Annotated in this window: 17 protein-coding genes; 8 read left to right on the top strand and 9 right to left on the bottom strand. The window is 66.8% G+C overall.

Translation table 11 applies throughout. The annotated features are described in order from the left end of the window. Positions 1 to 3: 3 nt before the first annotated feature. Positions 4 to 813, bottom strand: coding sequence for a thioesterase II family protein (locus VMT65_RS08740; protein ID WP_326307552.1), 810 nt, complete (start codon positions 811 to 813; stop codon positions 4 to 6). Between the two features lie 323 nt (positions 814 to 1,136). On the opposite strand from VMT65_RS08740, the gene VMT65_RS08735 reads away from it, so the two are divergent. The 4 genes from VMT65_RS08735 (at position 1,137) to VMT65_RS08720 (ending at position 4,847) form a co-directional block, all read left to right on the top strand. Then, positions 1,137 to 1,889 carry a helix-turn-helix domain-containing protein gene (locus VMT65_RS08735; RefSeq protein ID WP_326307551.1) on the top strand — a complete coding sequence of 251 codons (753 nt, stop codon included), beginning with the start codon at positions 1,137 to 1,139 and terminating at the stop codon, positions 1,887 to 1,889. A 130-nt stretch (positions 1,890 to 2,019) separates the two neighbouring features. Beyond that, positions 2,020 to 2,703: an alpha/beta fold hydrolase gene (locus VMT65_RS08730; protein WP_326307550.1), complete on the top strand. Its 684-nt coding sequence runs from the start codon at positions 2,020 to 2,022 to the stop codon at positions 2,701 to 2,703. A gap of 183 nt (positions 2,704 to 2,886) precedes the next feature. Beyond that, positions 2,887 to 4,518, top strand: a complete 1,632-nt coding sequence (locus VMT65_RS08725) for an ABC-F family ATP-binding cassette domain-containing protein (protein ID WP_326307549.1) — start codon at positions 2,887 to 2,889, stop codon at positions 4,516 to 4,518. Positions 4,519 to 4,601: 83 nt separating this feature from the next. Beyond that, positions 4,602 to 4,847 (top strand): helix-turn-helix domain-containing protein, encoded by a 246-nt coding sequence (locus tag VMT65_RS08720; RefSeq protein WP_033087059.1) that lies wholly within the window; start codon positions 4,602 to 4,604, stop codon positions 4,845 to 4,847. Between the two features lie 104 nt (positions 4,848 to 4,951). Here the strand turns inward: VMT65_RS08720 and VMT65_RS08715 are convergent, their stop codons facing one another. The 4 genes from VMT65_RS08715 to VMT65_RS08700 all read right to left on the bottom strand — a co-directional run bounded on the left by VMT65_RS08715 (position 4,952) and on the right by VMT65_RS08700 (position 7,725). After that, a complete protein-coding gene (locus VMT65_RS08715) occupies positions 4,952 to 5,911 on the bottom strand; it encodes an MvdC/MvdD family ATP grasp protein (RefSeq protein WP_326307548.1) in 960 nt (319 codons plus the stop codon). An 11-nt stretch (positions 5,912 to 5,922) separates the two neighbouring features. Beyond that, positions 5,923 to 6,384, bottom strand: coding sequence for a hypothetical protein (locus tag VMT65_RS08710; RefSeq protein WP_326307547.1), 462 nt, complete (start codon positions 6,382 to 6,384; stop codon positions 5,923 to 5,925). A gap of 192 nt (positions 6,385 to 6,576) precedes the next feature. Beyond that, a complete protein-coding gene (locus VMT65_RS08705) occupies positions 6,577 to 7,026 on the bottom strand; it encodes an acyl-CoA thioesterase (RefSeq protein WP_326307546.1) in 450 nt (149 codons plus the stop codon). A gap of 198 nt (positions 7,027 to 7,224) precedes the next feature. Beyond that, entirely contained in the window at positions 7,225 to 7,725 is a 501-nt protein-coding gene (locus tag VMT65_RS08700) for a cupin domain-containing protein (protein WP_326307545.1), read from the bottom strand. Positions 7,726 to 7,796: 71 nt separating this feature from the next. Here VMT65_RS08700 and VMT65_RS08695 point away from each other — a divergent pair, with 71 nt between their 5' ends. Next, positions 7,797 to 8,297 carry a MarR family winged helix-turn-helix transcriptional regulator gene (locus VMT65_RS08695; RefSeq protein ID WP_326307544.1) on the top strand — a complete coding sequence of 167 codons (501 nt, stop codon included), beginning with the start codon at positions 7,797 to 7,799 and terminating at the stop codon, positions 8,295 to 8,297. Positions 8,298 to 8,322: 25 nt separating this feature from the next. Here the strand turns inward: VMT65_RS08695 and VMT65_RS08690 are convergent, their stop codons facing one another. From VMT65_RS08690 to VMT65_RS08680, 3 genes are all read right to left on the bottom strand, one after another. Next, complete coding sequence (locus tag VMT65_RS08690; RefSeq protein ID WP_326307543.1) at positions 8,323 to 9,282, bottom strand: helix-turn-helix transcriptional regulator; 960 nt, start codon at positions 9,280 to 9,282, stop codon at positions 8,323 to 8,325. 387 nt (positions 9,283 to 9,669) lie between these two features. After that, complete coding sequence (locus tag VMT65_RS08685; RefSeq protein ID WP_326307542.1) at positions 9,670 to 10,236, bottom strand: TetR/AcrR family transcriptional regulator; 567 nt, start codon at positions 10,234 to 10,236, stop codon at positions 9,670 to 9,672. 235 nt (positions 10,237 to 10,471) lie between these two features. Next, positions 10,472 to 13,264 carry an aconitate hydratase gene (locus VMT65_RS08680; protein WP_326307541.1) on the bottom strand — a complete coding sequence of 931 codons (2,793 nt, stop codon included), beginning with the start codon at positions 13,262 to 13,264 and terminating at the stop codon, positions 10,472 to 10,474. A gap of 193 nt (positions 13,265 to 13,457) precedes the next feature. Here VMT65_RS08680 and VMT65_RS08675 point away from each other — a divergent pair, with 193 nt between their 5' ends. Both VMT65_RS08675 and VMT65_RS08670 read left to right on the top strand, forming a co-directional pair. Beyond that, positions 13,458 to 14,006: an Rv1476 family membrane protein gene (locus VMT65_RS08675; RefSeq protein WP_326307540.1), complete on the top strand. Its 549-nt coding sequence runs from the start codon at positions 13,458 to 13,460 to the stop codon at positions 14,004 to 14,006. A gap of 266 nt (positions 14,007 to 14,272) precedes the next feature. Then, positions 14,273 to 15,688: an NlpC/P60 family protein gene (locus tag VMT65_RS08670; RefSeq protein ID WP_326307539.1), complete on the top strand. Its 1,416-nt coding sequence runs from the start codon at positions 14,273 to 14,275 to the stop codon at positions 15,686 to 15,688. Here the strand turns inward: VMT65_RS08670 and VMT65_RS08665 are convergent. Further along, complete coding sequence (locus VMT65_RS08665; protein WP_326307538.1) at positions 15,685 to 16,023, bottom strand: hypothetical protein; 339 nt, start codon at positions 16,021 to 16,023, stop codon at positions 15,685 to 15,687. The two genes, VMT65_RS08670 and VMT65_RS08665, sit on opposite strands and share 4 nt — an antisense overlap. Positions 16,024 to 16,160: 137 nt before the next feature. Here VMT65_RS08665 and VMT65_RS08660 point away from each other — a divergent pair, with 137 nt between their 5' ends. Continuing rightward, entirely contained in the window at positions 16,161 to 16,559 is a 399-nt protein-coding gene (locus VMT65_RS08660; RefSeq protein ID WP_326307537.1) for a (R)-mandelonitrile lyase, read from the top strand. Positions 16,560 to 16,644: the final 85 nt, after the last annotated feature.

Here is a 16,644-nt window from a genome sequence, read left to right as displayed (position 1 = left end):
CGGTTACGAACCGGCCTGCGCCGCGGCCAAGACGCGGCGCAGGTTGGCGATCACCGTCGCGGCCTGGTCGTTCAGATAGAAATGCCCACCCGGATAGGTGTGCAGCTCGAAGCGGCCCGTGGTGTGCTGCGACCAATCCTGTGCCTCGTCCAGGGTCACCCGCGGATCGTCGGAGCCGATGTGCGCCGAGATCGGCATCCGCAAGGGTGCGCGCTCGGTGTAGCGGTAGGTCTCCACCGCGGTGTAATCCGCGCGCAGCGCATCGAGAATCAGCTGCCGCATCTCCGGATCGGCCAGCGCGAGCGGATCGGTGCCGCCCAGCGCATCCAGCTCGGCGAGAATCCCGTCATCGGTCCGGGTGTGCACGTTCTCCACCCGCACCCGAGACGGTGCCCGCCGCCCGGATACGACGAGTGCCGCGGGCTCGCATCCCTTGTTGGCCAGCCGCCCCGCCACCTCGAACCCGACGAGGGCTCCGAGACTGTGCCCGAAAATCACCAGCGGCCGATCCGCCCACGCCAGCAGCTGCTCGGCGACCGCGTCCGCGAGTTCCCCCACACTCACCAACGGCTTCTCCAACCGCCGGTCCTGCCGACCCGGATACTGCACCGCCAATACCTCGCACTCGGGTGCCAACGCCCGCGCCACCGGCAGGAAATAGCTGGCCGACCCACCCGCGTGCGCCAGACAAGCCAGTCGAACCCCGGCGTCCGGCGCCGGACTGAACCGCCGAATCCACCGCTGATTCAGCTCACTCACCACAACCATCCAGACCTGCCTTCCGAACGACTCCACCGCCACGGTATCAGCCACCCGTGACACCTGGATTCCGTTGCGGTACGGAGCTATTCGACTGCTCCTCGAGCGACTCGGTCACCTCGAATCCCCTCATCGCCGACGTGCCGGCGCGGAAGAATGACAGGGGTGTCCGACATTGTTGCATCGACCGAAGATGTCGAACCCGCTGAGCGGGAAGACTATTGGCATCATGTGCTGGGCGATACGTTCGCTCCGGTGAATCTGGAGGGCTGGGATGTCTCTCCCGAGCCGACGGCTCGACTGGCGGGAACCGTCCGCGGGCGGTTGCTGTTCGCCGAATTGACCGCGAGCCCGCACGTTCACCGGCGGACCGCGCAGTGCATCCGGCAGTCGGATGCGGCGTTCTTTCAGATCGCGGTGCTGACCGAGGGGAAGCGACGCTGGAGAAGGATGGGCGGGTTGCCGCGCTCGCACCGGGTGATTTCGCGGTGTACGAGAATTCGCGGCCGTTCACCTGGACCTTCACTCGGCCGTGGTCGGTGTCGGTGCTGTCGGTGCCATCGGATGCGGTGGCGCTCAGCGAGTCCGCGCGCCGATCGGCCAGCGGGCGTGCGCTGTCGGGGCGAGACGGGCTGTCCGGGGTGGTCGGTAGATTCGTGCTCGACCTCATTCGGCACGGGGCGGACGTGGCGGAGGAGCGCTCCGAGGAGATCCTCGCGCGCACCACCGATTTGGCGTTGTGCCTGCTCGCCGCACCCGACTCGGTCGGGTACACCGACGCCGCGCAGCGCAGTCTGATGATGCGAATCAAGGCCCATATCGAGCAGCATCTGGCAGATTCGACATTGTCACCCGGCGAAATCGCCGCGGCGGTGAACATTTCGACGCGGTACCTGCACAAGCTGTTCCAAGCCGAGCATGAGTCGGTCGCGCTCTATATCCGCCGTCGCCGGCTGGCGCGCGTCCGGGACCAACTCCTCGATCATCGTCTCGCCCACCTCGGCATCGCAACCCTCGTGCATCGCAACGGATTCGGCGATATCAGTGGCTTCAACCGGGCCTTCCGCGCGGCCTACGGGGTCAGCCCCGGCGAAATGCGCCGTGGCCATCCGCAAGCGCCCGCCACCTGAGCACGCGGTGCGCTCTCGTCCGGGTTGTGTGCGCGAGCGTCCAAGTCGGACAGGCGGGCGGCGGCAGACGATGTGACGGCAGTTCCCCGGGATGCGCGACCCCGCCACCCGGTCTAGAGAAGAGGTTGCCATGAGCAAACCGACAATCGTTCTGGTGCACGGCGGATTCGTCGACGGCGGCGGCTGGCGCAATGTCTACGACGAGCTCACCCGCGACGGCTACACCGTGCGGGTGGTCCAGAACGCGACCAAGTCCCTCGCCGACGACGCCGCGACCACCCGCCAGATCCTCGACGGCGTAGCGGGCGACGCGGTCCTGGTCGGGCACTCCTACGGCGGCGCGGTCATCACCGAGGCCGGAACCCACGACAAGGTGACCGCCCTGGTCTACATCACCGCCTTCGCCCCCGACAAGGACGAATCGGTCAACACCCTCATCGCCGGATTCCCACAGGACGGCCCCCAACCCCCGATCCTCCCCCCGGTCGACGGCTACCTCTTCCTCGACCGCTCCAAGTTCCACGCCTCCTTCGCCGCCGACCTCCCCGCTCCCGACGCCGCCTTCCTGGCCGACTCCCAAGTCCCCTGGGGCCTGGACGCCCTCGGCGGCCCCATCACCGACCCCGCATGGCGCAGCAAGCCCAGCTGGTACCTGCACGTCACCGACGACAAAATGATCCCGCCCCCCGCCCAGCTGTCGATGGCCGACCGCATTGGCGCGACGGTCGCCGAAACCCCGGGCAGCCACGCCATTTACGTCTCCCAACCAACGGTCGTGGCGAACCTCATCCGCACCGCCGCCGACGCGACGTAACCGAGCGCGGCCCGCTGGCCTGATGACACCCGCCGGTGGCTGCGCTGACCCAGAGAATGGTGGAGCGGGCCCTGACCTTGGGTCTGTGGCGCTTGAAGTAAAATCGGTGGTTCTTGTGTGTCGAGACGGCACACAATCGATGAGTTACCGACCCGCATCCACGCTGCACCCGAGGAGACGCTTGTGATCACCGCGACCGACCTGGAGGTCCGGGCCGGAGTCCGCACCCTGCTGACGGCGCCCGGGTCGGCGCTGCGGGTGCAGGCCGGTGATCGGATCGGGCTGGTGGGCCGCAATGGCGCGGGGAAGACCACGACGCTGCGGATTCTTGCCGGTGAGGGTGAACCATACGCGGGCAAGGTCATTCGTTCGGGCGAAATCGGTTATTTGCCGCAGGATCCGAAGGAAGGCAATCTCGAGATCCTGGCCAAGGATCGGGTGCTCTCGGCGCGCGGGCTGGACTCGCTGCTGCGGGAGATGGAGAAGCAGCAGGCGCTGATGGCCGAGGTGGCCGATGAGAAGGAGCGCGACAAGGCGATCCGCAAGTACGGGCGGCTCGAGGAGCGGTTCTCGTCACTCGGCGGGTATGTGGCCGAGAGCGAGGCCGCGCGGATCTGCAATAGCCTGGCGCTGCCGGATCGGGTGCTCAATCAGCCGCTGAAGACGCTCTCCGGTGGTCAGCGTCGTCGAATCGAGTTGGCGCGCATCCTGTTCAGCGCCTCCGACGGCTCCGGCGGCAAGTCCGACACCACCCTGCTGCTCGACGAGCCCACCAACCACCTCGACGCCGATTCCATCAACTGGCTGCGCGGATTCCTGCAGAACCACGACGGCGGGCTCATCGTCATCTCCCACGATGTCGAACTGCTCAACGATGTGGTGAACAAGGTGTGGTTCCTCGACGCCGTGCGCGGCGAGGCCGACATCTACAACATGGGCTGGAAGAAATACCTCGACGCCCGCGCCACCGACGAGCAGCGCCGCGTGCGCGAGCGCGCCAATGCCGAGAAGAAGGCCTCCGCCCTCAAGCAGCAGGCCGCCAAGCTCGGCGCGAAGGCCACGAAAGCCGCTGCGGCACACCAGATGGTCAAGCGCGCCGAGCGCATGCTGGCCGAGGCCGACGACGTGCGCGTGGCCGACAAGGTGGCGCGCATCAAGTTCCCCGAGCCCGCGCCCTGCGGCAAGACGCCGCTGATGGCCACCAATCTGACCAAGCTCTACGGCTCGCTCGAGATCTTCACCGGCGTGAATCTGGCCATCGACAAGGGCAGCCGCGTGGTCATCCTCGGCCTCAACGGCGCGGGCAAGACCACCATGCTGCGGCTGCTGGCGGGCGTGGAGACCCTCACCGCCGGGCAGATCGACCCGGGCCGCGGCCTGAAAATCGGATATTTCGCCCAGGAGCACGACACCCTCGACGATCAGGCCACGGTGTGGGAGAACATTCGCCACGCCGCCCCCGACGCGGGCGAACAGGATCTGCGCGGTCTGCTCGGCGCGTTCATGTTCTCCGGTCCGCAGCTCGACCAGCCCGCGGGCACGCTCTCCGGTGGTGAGAAAACCCGTTTGGCACTGGCCGGTCTGGTCTCCTCGGCCGCGAATGTCCTTCTGCTGGACGAGCCTACGAACAACCTCGACCCGGTCTCGCGCGAGCAGGTGCTCGACGCGCTGCGCAGTTACGCGGGCGCGGTGGTGCTGGTGACCCACGATCCGGGCGCCGCCGAGGCGCTCAATCCCGAGCGAGTGATCATGCTCCCGGACGGCACCGAGGACCACTGGTCCCAGGATTATCTGGAACTGATTCAGTTGGCGTGACACTGATCACACGGTTTCGTTGATCACAGGCATCCGAGTCTCTAACCTGGAATGAGGCGCCCACGGCGACTCGGAGGATAGCCATGAGTGACAGGCCCGCACAGGGTAAAGCCGTATTGGGTAAAGGCACGCGCGTCACCGGGAAGTCCCGAGATCGCCTGCAATCCCAGCTCAAGAAGCAGTACGAGGCCGGGGCGAGTATCCGGTCACTAGCTCGAGAAACCGGGCGGTCGTACGGCTTCATCCACAACGTGCTGGTGGAGTCGCATGTGCAACTCCGCAGTCGCGGCGGTGCCAACCGCCGCAAGGCTGCCAAGGCCGGCAAGTAGCGTCGTTCCCGTTCCGGGAGTGGATTGCAGGGTCTCGACCGGCGAAAGCCGGTCGACGACTTGCGATTTCGGACGATTCGCGATGACGCGCGGCCCACGCGAGATCAGGACAGTACGGTCCCGTCGCCGAGAACCAGCAGGTTTGCGAGGCTCTGGAAAATCGGCAGACCGGTCTTGATTTCGAGATAGGCGAACTGCCCCTGGGGATTCACCTCCAGGAAGTAGAACTCGCCATCGAGGCCCACGCGCAGATCGAGCACGCCGAACGCCAGCCCCAACGCGCCCATGAGCGTGGTGAGCGACTTGCTCACCGAGGCGGGCAGGCGATCGGCCGTGAAGGCCACCGAGGTGTCCAGGCGTGAATCCACCCGTCCCACACCGGATTGCGAATCGATGCGCACCACCCACTCGATGCCGTCCACCCAGACGATGCGCAGATCGCTCTCGGCGTGGATGTAATCCTGAAAGATGGTGGGGGAGTTGCGGATCGTGGGCAGGCGGTCGAGATCGGCGGCGGTGAAGATGCGGGTCTCGGTGAACGCGCCGCGGACCGTACCGGTGCGTTTGTAAACCACTGGGCCGGGCCGTGATTCGATGAACGCGCGCGCCTCGTCCGGGTCATTCGTGACGAGGGTTTCGGGCACCGCGAATCCGGCGCGGTAGGCGGTCTCGAGCTGCACGATCTTGCGTCCGGCGGTGCGGTCGGCCCCGGGGTCGTTGACCCACAGGGCCGGTACCGACCACAGCAGACCTTGCAGGAAACCGTCGCATTCGGCGCGGCGGTAGGTGTCGTCCTCGTCTCTGAGGCCCGCGGGCACGCTGACGGGATGGGGCCTGCGCCACCAGACCGAGGTGACGTCGTCGAGGCCGAAGATGTGCGACAGGGTCCGGTAGGAACCGTCGGTGCCCAGCCGGAAAGTGCCGTTCTCGCGCGGAAAGTCGCGCATGTCCAGCCGAATCGGGGTGTGCCCGTGGTGTTTCCGCAGGGTGGCGGCCAGGGCGTCGCCGTGCAGGTCCTCGGCCTCGGTGACGATGAGGACCGAACCCATGGTGCGGGCGGGCATGTGCGCCCCCGTCAGTCCAGGCTGTCGCAGGCGATGCCGTCGTCGCTGCCGCGGTAGGAGCGGGTCTGGCAGCAGGTCATGGTGGCTCCGCCCACGCCGGGCGCGGTGGTGAGTTCCAGTCCGCGAGCCCAGATTTCGGTCTCGCGGCGCAATTCGTCGTCACCGCGCGCGGGACTCAGGTCCGCGGTGAGGGTGAGCGGCCGGTCGGTGATCTCGACCCGGCGACGCTGCGTGAAATCGGCGGTGGTGCCCGGCCGTACGTGCACCAGCACCGGGCGGCCCTCACAGCTGCCCTGCGCCGACGCAGTATCCCACCGGGTGATGTCGAGGACATCGGTCCGGTGGAAGGTCCAGGTGCCGTCGCCGACTCGAACGCTGATACTTCGCTCGGTGGCTGCGACAAGATAGCCGGGTAGCGGTGGCGAGGTGCTGGTGAGACCTGTCGTTCCGGTCCGGTGCAGGGCGCCGGTCATGCTGAACTCCGATCTGCTCGGGATTTGCTGCGGGGCCGAGCGTGATCTGAATCATATCCCGCGACCGGCCGTATTCGGTCCGCAACGAAAGATTTCAGCCACCCCGGCAAACTTTGCCGAGGTTCCGGAAACCGCTCCCGCCGAAAGAATTTCGCTGATATACCTGAGCGATGCGGCGGGCGCGGTGTTCGTTCAGAGACCCAGCACGTCCGGCGACTCGGCGATCGCCCGCAGCGCCGCACCGGGATCCGCAACCAGTTTGCGTGCCTGGAGATCGAGAATGCCGGACACTACCTCTATCTGCGCCGATACGGTGCCGTCCAGTTTCACGATCTGCTGGTGCATTCGGAAGATCTTGCCGCCGGTGAACTCGAACTCGCAGGTCACGGTGACCTCATCGCCCAAATGCAATTCCCGCTGGTACTTAATGGTCTGTTCCAACACGACCGGTCCGATACCCGCCGCGACCATTTTCTCGCCCGGCAGACCGCTCGCCCGCAACAACTCCCAGCGCGCGTGCTCGGCGTACTGCAGATACACCGCCTGATTCAGATGCCCGTTGATATCGAGCTCGTACCCGCGAACCGTGATGGGAACAGAGAAGACCATGAAACTACCAACCCGGACCGCGCCGCCGATCATTCCGCAATTTCGGTGGCCTACGGCACACCGGTCCGCGATCGCGGGGCTACCGTCGCGATCCCGGACCCGGTCGCGTGGCCGCGGAAAGTTGCCGTGGCACCCTCGATGATCATTGCGCGAGCGCCGGATTCGTTCCGTTGAGGGCCGGCGCGGTCGGTCAACCGGGGTTTCCGGTTCCTGCGCAGCAATCGCGCGGATTCAGGCGCGGTTGGCGTTGCGCTCGTCCCACCACTGCGGGGCGTCGATGAAGTAGTTGTCGTAATCCTCCTGTGCGGCTTCGAATTCGGCGGGCGTGACCTCGCCTCGGGCCAGTTTCTCCAGGAAGCGGAAGTAGCCGTGCCGCTCGACGCCCGGGGTGAGCGCGATGAAGATCCGCGCCGTGCTCTCGGGCGCGGCCCCGAAGGCGTGCGGCATGAGCTTGGGCACCACGATCGCGCCGCCCGCGCCCACCGTGGTGATCCGATCCCCGGCCATGACCTGCAGTTCTCCGTCGGCGACGTAGAAGATCTCGTCCGAGAGCGTGTGATAGTGCGGCGTCGCGCCATCGGCACCACGCCCCAGGGTCACCTCGACCGTGCTGCTGGACCCACCGGCCTCGTTCGCGTCGATGAGCAGCCGCACCGACGTGGTCGCACCCGCGCCGAGGATCTCCGAGTCCTCGGGACGGCGGATGGCGGCGGGCTGGGAAGCGGTGTTCATGACTGGCTCCAAATCGTTCGGTACTTGATAATTCGCTACCGAACTATAAACCGTCGAATAGAGTGTTGTCCATGGGCGAGAAGAACATCGACGCGGTCGACGTGATCCGGGAGCAATGGCAGCGCGAGCGACCCGACCTCGACGGCACGGCCATGGCCATCCTCGGCCGCCTCGGCAGACTCATGGTGGTCGGCACCCAGCGGGTCGAATCCGTGTTCACCGCACACGGATTGCAGCGCGGCGAGTTCGATGTGCTTGCGGCCCTACGCCGTTCGGGCGCCCCCTACGAACTCAACCCCTCGAACCTCGCCGACACCCTGATGATGTCCCGCGCGGGCATGACCGGCCGCCTGGACCGCCTCGAAAAGGCGGGCTTGGTCCGCCGCATCGCGGACGCCGGCGACCGCCGCGCCATCAAGGTCGCCCTCACCGACCGCGGCCTGGACCTCATCGACACCGTCGTCGGCGAGCACTTCGAAAACGAGACCCGCATGCTGTCGGTGCTCTCGGAACAGGACCGCGAGCACCTCGACCGCATCGTCCGCCTGCTCCTGGCAGACCTCGAGCGCTGACCCGGGCCGCCGCCCATGGGGGCCGTCAGCTGGGTCCCGGTCGCCGCAACTGCCCGGCGGGCACGCCGTACTTCTCGCGATAAGCCCGATTGAACGCCGACAGCGCCGAAAACCCGCTCTCGTACGCGATATCGGCGATGGTTCGGCGGCAGTTGCGCGGATCGGACAGCCGCTTCACCGCCTGGTCGAGGCGAGTGCTGAGCAGAAAACCATGTGGAGTGGTGCCCGACAGGCGCATGGCGCGTTCGAGCTGACGCCGAGTCACGCCGAGTTGCTCGGCGACGCCCAGCACGGTCAGCCGGGGATCGTCGGAACAGCGCTGGATATGCCGACGAGCATCCCGCGCGATGCTGGCCAACCGCGAGTTCTGGGGCGCCCAACGCTCGTCCAACGCGCCCGCCAGCAGGCTCGCCATGTGGGTGCTGATCGTCAAGAACTGAGTGGCGGTGAGAGTTTCACTGTGCCGGGACAACTGATCGGCGAGCGCCAGCACCGACCCGAGCAGTGGATCGCGGGCGTCGAGCGCGAGGTGCGGCGGACCGTCAGGTGACAGGTGCAGGTAGTCGGCGGGGATATTGATGATCCATGCCCGCGCGTGGTCGGCATGGGACAGCACCATGCGTTGCGCCCAGTCGATCACGCCCATCTGACCGGGCCGAATCCACACCCTCGTGTCATGCTGCTCGATACCGAGCGCGCCGTCGCGGGGGATCAGCAGCCGGGCGGAGCGGTCGCCATCGGCTTCGACCTCGGCGAGGGTGCGCTCGTAGGAGATCGCGCTGGACTGGAAGTCCACATTCTGGAAGTCGCCGAGTCGATAGTTCTGCAGGCGCATGACACGCAGCCCGCCATCGAAGTCCGGCCACCTGCCGAAGTCCACCCGCGCCCCGCCCTGGTTGGTCCGCACCTGTTCCCGCCAGTAGGCGGGCTTGTCGTCCGGCGAGAGCTCCGCTGTGGTGGCGCTGCCCAACTCCAGCTCCAGCACCCGCGCTCCCCTTCTTTCGTCGCAAATCCGGAAGCGCTTCGTCGCATATCCGGTCGCCCAGAATGTATACGCGCACATAACGTTTGGCGAGGTCGAGGGAAATCCGTTCGGCGACAACGATGTCGGCGGCGGTCGGGTGCCGTTCGTGTGCGACGAAGCTGCGAACGGCATCGGTCCTGCGATCGATGTCAGCGCTCTGTTCGGGTGACGAACCGAGCGAGGATGAACGAGCGGCGTGAGTGTCGGTCCGCCGTGGGGGGTGGATCGCCGTCACGTCGTTTGGGCGGGGTCGGGGAATACCGGGTTGATGGCGTTGGGCGTGACCCGACCGCGACGACATCACCCCGTATTCCCGATCTTCGCCGTGATGCGGGACAGGCGTGGGGATTACTGCTTGCGGCGGACCGAGGCTTCGACGAGGTCGAGGACGGCCTCGAGGTTGTCGTTGGCGTGGCCGGAGGCGATGCGGGCGATCAGGCCGTCGAGGACGAGGTCGAGGTAGCCGAGGATGACCTCGGTGGGGACGTCCTCACGCAGGGCGCCCGCGGCCTTGCGGCGTTCGAGGCGGGCCACGGTGGCGGCGGTGAGTTCGGTGGAGCGTTCTTCCCAGTTGGCGCGGAACTCCGGATCGTTGCGCAGGCGGCGCGCGATCTCGAGGCGGGTGCCGAGCCAGTCGAAATCCTCTGGGCGCGCGAGCATATCGCGCATGACCTGGATGAGGCCCTGGGTGGCGGCGACCTCGGCCATGCGACCCGCGTCCTCCTGGGCGAGTGCCAGGAATAACGCGTCCTTGTCGCGGAAGTGGTGGAAGATGGCGCCGCGCGACAGGCCGGTGGCTTCTTCGAGGCGACGCACGGTGGCGCCCTCGTAGCCGAACTCGGCGAAGCAGCGGCGGGCTCCGTCGAGGATCTGACTACGCCGGGCGGCGAGGTGGTCGTCACTGACCTTGGGCACTGGGCTCCTCCGAAACGTGTTGTGCGGGTTCTCCGTATCGATCTTGCGACCAAACCGGAGAACCCGCACGAGCGACGAGCGAAGCGGCCCGGGACGGGCCGCGTGGCAGGCGGCGGCGTGAACCGCCGCCCGCCACCACGACTCGGCTTCGAAACAGCCCTTCGAAGACCGAGGCGTTCGCGGTTTTGACTAGCCGCGAATCATCGGGTCACCCCCGCGTACGCGGGGAAATGCATCAGCCCCGAATCATGTTGCGCAGCACGAACTGCAGGATGCCGCCGTTGCGGTAGTAGTCCGCCTCGCCGGGGGTGTCGATGCGGACGACCGCGTCGAAGACGACCTTCTCGCCGTTCTCCTTGGTGGCGGTCACCTTCATGGTCTTCGGAGTCACACCCTCGTTCAGCTTGGTGATGCCCTCGATGTCGAAGACCTCGGTGCCGTCCAGGCCCAGCGACGCGGCGGACTCGCCGGCCGGGAACTGCAGCGGCACAACGCCCATGCCGATCAGGTTGGAGCGGTGGATGCGCTCGAAGGACTCGGTGATGACGGCCTTCACACCCAGCAGGCGGGTGCCCTTGGCGGCCCAGTCACGCGAGGAACCCGAGCCGTACTCCTTGCCGCCCAGCACGACCAGCGGGATGCCCGCGGCCTGGTAGTTCTGCGAGGCGTCGTAGATGAACGCCTGCGGGCCACCGGGCTGGGTGAAGTCGCGGGTGTAGCCGCCCGAGACGTCGTCCAGCAGCTGGTTGCGCAGCCGGATGTTGGCGAAGGTGCCGCGGATCATCACCTCGTGGTTACCGCGACGCGAGCCCAGGGAGTTGTAGTCCTTGCGCGCAACGCCGTTGGCGTCCAGGTACTGCGCGGCCGGGGTGCCCGGCTTGATCGGACCGGCGGGGGAGATGTGGTCGGTGGTGACCGAGTCGCCCAGCAGCGCCAGCACGCGCGCGCCCTTGATGTCCTCGACCGGGGCCGGTTCCATCGTCATGCCGTCGAAGTACGGGGCCTTGCGGACGTAGGTCGACTTCTCGTCCCACGCGAAGGTGTCGCCCTCGGGGGTGTTCAGACCCTGCCAGCGCTGGTCACCGTCGAACACGGTGGCGTAGGACTTGGTGAACATGTCCCGGCTGATCGCCGACTTGATGGTGTCGTCGATCTCCTGCGCGGACGGCCAGATGTCCTTGAGGAAGACGTCGTTGCCGTCCTTGTCCTTGCCCAGGGCGTCGGTCTCGAAGTCGAAGTCCATGGTGCCCGCGAGCGCGTACGCGATGACCAGCGGCGGGGAGGCCAGGTAGTTCATCTTGACGTCGGGGGAGATACGGCCTTCGAAGTTGCGGTTGCCCGAGAGCACCGCGGTGACCGAGAGGTCGTTGTCGTTGATCGCCTTGGAGATCTCCTCCGGCAGCGGACCGGTGTTGCCGATGCAGGTGGTGCAGCCGAAGCCACCCACGTAGAAGCCCAGCTTCTCCAGGTACGGCCAGAGACCGGCCTTCTCGTAGTAGTCGGCGACGACCTGCGAGCCCGGGGCCATGTTGGTCTTGACCCACGGCTTGGAGGACAGGCCCTTCTCGACGGCGTTGCGGGCCAGCAGGGCCGCGCCGATCATGACCGACGGGTTGGAGGTGTTGGTGCAGGAGGTGATGCCCGCGACCACGACCGCGCCGTGATCCAGGACGAAGTCACCGCGCTCCGGGTCCGAAACCTTGATCGGCTTGGACGGGCGGCCGGCGGAGCCGTTGGCGGCGGTGGGAACACCGTTGCCGTCGCTGGCGGTGCCGGAGGCGACCGGGTCGCTGGCCGGGAAGGACTCCTCGAGGGCCTCGTCCAGCGCGGTGTGCGGCACCGGGTCGTTGGTGTAGGTGCGGATGTCCTGACGGAACTGAGCCTTGCTGTTGGACAGCAGGATTCGGTCCTGCGGGCGCTTCGGGCCGGCGATGGACGGCACCACGGTGCTCAGGTCCAGCTCCAGGTACTCCGAGTAGGCCGGCTCGTTGTCGGCGTCGTGCCACAGGCCCTGCTCCTTGGCGTACGCCTCGACGAGCGCGAGCTGCTCGTCGCTGCGGCCGGTGAGGCGCAGGTAGTTGATGGTCTCCTCGTCGATCGGGAAGATCGCGGCGGTGGAACCGAATTCGGGCGACATGTTGCCCAGGGTGGCGCGGTTCGCGAGGGGCACCTCGGCGACGCCCTTGCCGTAGAACTCGACGAACTTGCCGACCACACCGTGCTTGCGCAGCATGTCGGTGACGGTGAGCACGACGTCGGTGGCGGTCACGCCGGGCTGGATTTCACCGGTCAGCTTGAAGCCGACGACGCGCGGGATCAGCATGGAGACCGGCTGGCCCAGCATGGCGGCCTCGGCCTCGATGCCGCCGACGCCCCAGCCCAGCACGCCCAGGCCGTTGACCATGGTGGTGTGCGAGTCGGTGCCGACGCAGGTGTCGGGGTAGGCCTGGCCGTTGCGGACCATGACGGTGGGGGCCAGGTACTCGATGTTGACCTGGTGCACGATGCCGACGCCCGGCGGGACGACCTTGAAGTCGTCGAACGCGCCCTGGCCCCAGCGCAGGAACTGGTAACGCTCGCCGTTGCGCTCGTACTCCAGGTCGACGTTGCGCTCGAGGGCGTCGGCGGTGCCGAACACGTCGAGGATGACCGAGTGGTCGATGACCATGTCGGCGGGGGAGAGCGGGTTGACCTTGTTCGGGTCGCCGCCGAGGGTGGTGACGGCCTCGCGCATGGTGGCCAGGTCGACGATGCAGGGCACGCCGGTGAAGTCCTGCATGATCACGCGGGCCGGGGTGAACTGGATCTCGGTGTCGGGCTCGGCCGACGGATCCCAGTTCGCGAGGGCGCGGATCTGGTCGGCGGTGATGTTGGCGCCGTCCTCGGTGCGAAGCAGGTTCTCCGCGAGGACCTTCAGGGCGTAGGGCAGCTTCTCGGTGCCGGGCACGGCCGAGAGACGGAAGATCTCATACGAGTTGCTTCCGACCTCGAGGGTGCCCTTGGCGCCGAAGGTATCGATACTCGTCACGTTCAGCTCCACTCGTCTGTGAATGGGAGGGCCAGCGGCGGGGCTGTGCCGTTGGCCTCGTCGAGGCGCAAGCCTCGTCCGTTTGCCGACTCTAACAGTACGCTTGTCCTGTGAGCACATCGGGGGAGGTTTGACGGGCGGACATGCCAGCCGCGGTGAGGTGATGTGACACGTCGTCCCGTACTCTGCGTTCGTGACCGTCTCGCAGACCTCGGTTTTCACGCCCATGAAGGCGGAACTACCGCCGAACACCAACCTGGATGCCATCATCGCCGATCTCGCCGATGACCATGTCGCCGCCCCCTCCGGACGCGACCAGGAGGCCCTGGCGGCCATTGCCGCCGACGCGCGTGAGCACGGAATTCAGCTGGACATCGTTGTGGTGCAGGGGAATCCGGGCATCGAGGCGAATCTGCGCGATCTGGCCAATGAGGTCGGCAAGATCGAGCACGGGACCGTGGTGGTCTTCAGTGACGACTGGGTCGGGACCTACAGCGACCAGTTCACCCGTGGGCATCTGGAGTGGGCCGAGGACAAGGCCAAGTACCGCGGGCCCGAGCACACCACCGACGCGGCACGGATTTTCGTGGATCGGCTCGAGCAGCCGGAGACGATTTCGTGGACGGTGATCACGCTGGTGGCGTTGGGGGTATTGATCGCGTCGATCGGCGGGCTGTATCTGGTGAAGCGGCGGCGGGCGCAGAGCGAGGCGGGCGTGCCGGAGTCGGCGTCGGTCGGGTAGCGGTTTCCGCCGCGGCGGGAGCTCTTCATGAGGGGTTCGGGTTCTGACCCGAGCCCCTTTCTTATTGTCGACACGCCGACGGGTGGCGTGCGTGTCGCGCTTTGTGTCGCAGGGCGATTCGTCCGTTACCTGCAAATACGTGGCTAATTTCGAATTACATCGGTGTGATTGTGGCGTGCCTGATCGGCGCGATCCTTGACGTGCCGTACGGTTTCGCGATGGCACGGTTGGGGTTGATGTGCCGGATGAGACTCCAGGGAGGTGCGATGCGACGACCGGCGACGTTGTGGGGACGCTCGGTGCGGGTCGCTACGGAGTTGCTCGTAGCGCTGATTGTGCTGGCCATGGGGATTGCCAGCGGGCACGCTGTGCCCCCGCCGCCTCCGAACCCGAGCGACAGCGACCTCAATGCCGCGGGCGCTCAGGTGGACGCGGGCGTGGGAGAGGTCGGGGCCTTGATCAACCAGGTGGCCTCGGCCGAACAGCAGCTGAAGCAGCTCGACGACGCGGTCGCGACTCGCCGCGAGGCGGTCAACAAGGCGCTGGTGGACCTGCAGATTGCCCGCGATGCCGCCGATGCCGCCGCCCGCACGGTTGCCCAGTGCCAGCAGAGCCTCACCGACGCGGGCGCGAAAGTCGATACGGCACACCGGGAATTCGACAAGTACGTCGCGCAGGTCTACATGCGGCCCGGTTCGACCTCTCTGGTGAGTTACCTGGCCGCCCCCAGCCCCGAGGACGCGCTCAATCGCGCGCAGGTGCTGACGATCGCGTCGAAGAATCAGCAGGTGGTCGTCGAGGGTCTGCGGCACGCGCAGATCGATCAGGCCAACAAGACCTCCGACGCCAAGCAGGCCAAGCAGGCCGCCGATGCCGCGGCGGCGGACGCCGACGCCAAGAAGGTTCAGGCCCAGAATGCCGTCACCGCGGCGCAGGCCGAGTTCGACCAGCAGAACTCGATTCGCAATGGGCTTGTGTCCCAGCGTGATTCGGCCCAGCAGCGGCTGGATGCGGCCCGCGCCAATGTCGCCGGGCTGCAGAGTCAGCGAGATGCGTTCGTGGCGTGGGACAATCAGCGCAAGGCCGAGGAGGCCGCCGCTCGCGCCGCCGCGCGGGCCGCTGCGACCCGCGTCGCCGCGGACAGGGATTCCGCCGACCGCGCCGATCAGGTGGGCCAGAGCCACCGCCCCCACGTCGTCCAGGACACCTCGCCGCCTCCGCGCCGCTCGACCCAACCGGTCCGCCCGAGCGGCTCCAACAGCCAGCTGATCGAAACCGTCGTCGACCGCGCCATGTCCCAACTGGGCGTCGAATACGCCTGGGGCGGAGGCGATGAGGACGGCCCGACCCTCGGCATCCGCGACGGCGGCACCGCCGACAGCTACGGCGACTACAGCAAAACCGGCTTCGACTGCTCCGGCCTGATGATCTACGCCTTCGCCGGCATCGGCGTCTCCCTCCCGCACTACTCCGGCTACCAATACACCATGGGCACCCGAGTCCCCGTCGCCGACCGAGCCCGCGGCGACATGCTCTTCTGGGGCCCCGGCGGCAGCCAACACGTAGCTCTCTACATAGGCAACGACAAAATGATCGAAGCCCCCCAATCCGGCGAGGTAGTCCGCATCTCCACCGTCCGAGAAGACGGCATCATGCCCTACGCCATCCGAATAATCTCCTAGCCCCGCTCGGCGGCAACCGGGGCGAGGGCATCGAGGTGAACGTCGAAGGTGAACGGCATGTCGGTGACGCGGCTGAATACCCAATGCACACGGACCGTTGCGATTTCGCCGTTGATGTCCTCGATCGTGCATCCGATGGCGGTGCGGCGGGGATAGCTCGAGGTCGGCAGTAGATCACCGCCGAAGATGGCGCTCTTATCGACCAGTTGGTGCGGCCGACCGTAAACGTCCGTGAACTCGACCAGAACCAAGCCTGGTTGCGGGTCGTCGGTGAGCCATACGGATGCGGTGGCGGGCAATTCGCATTCGTCCCCCTTGCCCAGTCTCCATTCCATGGCAATACCGTAGTGCCGGACTCCACTGTGCGATCACGGATGCGGCCGCCGATCGTGCGCAGGCAGGCTGCCACTCGCGCTATAAATGGGCTGCCGAAGGTCAGCTGAGTCCCTGGATCCAAAGGAGATGCACCCCAATGGAAATCGTGAAGAAGGCTCCCACCGTGAAGGGGCCCGCCGAATGGTTCACCGGCGACGTCTATCTCGACGTCCTCTTCCGTGGCGAGGACCCCGCTCGCGCGCGGCTCGCCTCCGTGCACTTCACGCCGTGTGCGCGCACCGCGTGGCATCGCCATTCGCTCGGCCAAGCGCTGCATGTGACCGAAGGGCTGGGTCTGGTGGTGAATCGTGACGGCCAGGTCATCATCCTGCGTCCCGGCGAGACCGTCTGGACCCCACCCGGCGAAGAACATTGGCACGGCGCCGCCCCCGACGCCTTCATGACCCACCTCGCCCTCTGGGAAGGCGACGACGTCACCTGGCTGGACCACGTCGCCGACACCGAATACCTCTCCGCCGCCACCCATCTCGCCTGACCTGGGCCTGTCTCGCCGCTTCCAGGCGCGCCGACCGTGTGCCGTGTATTAACAGCGACTCGGATAGGTCGGATAAGAGGGCAGC

Origin of the sequence: Nocardia sp. CDC153 (genome assembly GCF_035818515.1) — a bacterium.
Taxonomy (GTDB): domain Bacteria; phylum Actinomycetota; class Actinomycetes; order Mycobacteriales; family Mycobacteriaceae; genus Nocardia.
The sequence above is the reverse complement of the archived record's forward strand: the minus strand, read 5'-3'. Positions and strand labels throughout refer to the sequence as shown.

What these genes read in the sequence shown, in the direction of transcription:
- VMT65_RS08730 (WP_326307550.1), top strand. Translation starts at nt 2,020, where the DNA reads ATGAGCAAACCGACAATCGTTCTGGTGCACGGCGGATTCGTCGACGGC.
- VMT65_RS08720 (WP_033087059.1), top strand. Translation starts at nt 4,602, where the DNA reads ATGAGTGACAGGCCCGCACAGGGTAAAGCCGTATTGGGTAAAGGCACG.
- VMT65_RS08715 (WP_326307548.1), bottom strand. Translation starts at nt 5,911, where the DNA reads ATGCCCGCCCGCACCATGGGTTCGGTCCTCATCGTCACCGAGGCCGAG.
- VMT65_RS08710 (WP_326307547.1), bottom strand. Translation starts at nt 6,384, where the DNA reads ATGACCGGCGCCCTGCACCGGACCGGAACGACAGGTCTCACCAGCACC.
- VMT65_RS08705 (WP_326307546.1), bottom strand. Translation starts at nt 7,026, where the DNA reads ATGATCGGCGGCGCGGTCCGGGTTGGTAGTTTCATGGTCTTCTCTGTT.
- VMT65_RS08700 (WP_326307545.1), bottom strand. Translation starts at nt 7,725, where the DNA reads ATGAACACCGCTTCCCAGCCCGCCGCCATCCGCCGTCCCGAGGACTCG.
- VMT65_RS08695 (WP_326307544.1), top strand. Translation starts at nt 7,797, where the DNA reads ATGGGCGAGAAGAACATCGACGCGGTCGACGTGATCCGGGAGCAATGG.
- VMT65_RS08670 (WP_326307539.1), top strand. Translation starts at nt 14,273, where the DNA reads ATGCGACGACCGGCGACGTTGTGGGGACGCTCGGTGCGGGTCGCTACG.
- VMT65_RS08665 (WP_326307538.1), bottom strand. Translation starts at nt 16,023, where the DNA reads ATGGAATGGAGACTGGGCAAGGGGGACGAATGCGAATTGCCCGCCACC.
- VMT65_RS08660 (WP_326307537.1), top strand. Translation starts at nt 16,161, where the DNA reads ATGGAAATCGTGAAGAAGGCTCCCACCGTGAAGGGGCCCGCCGAATGG.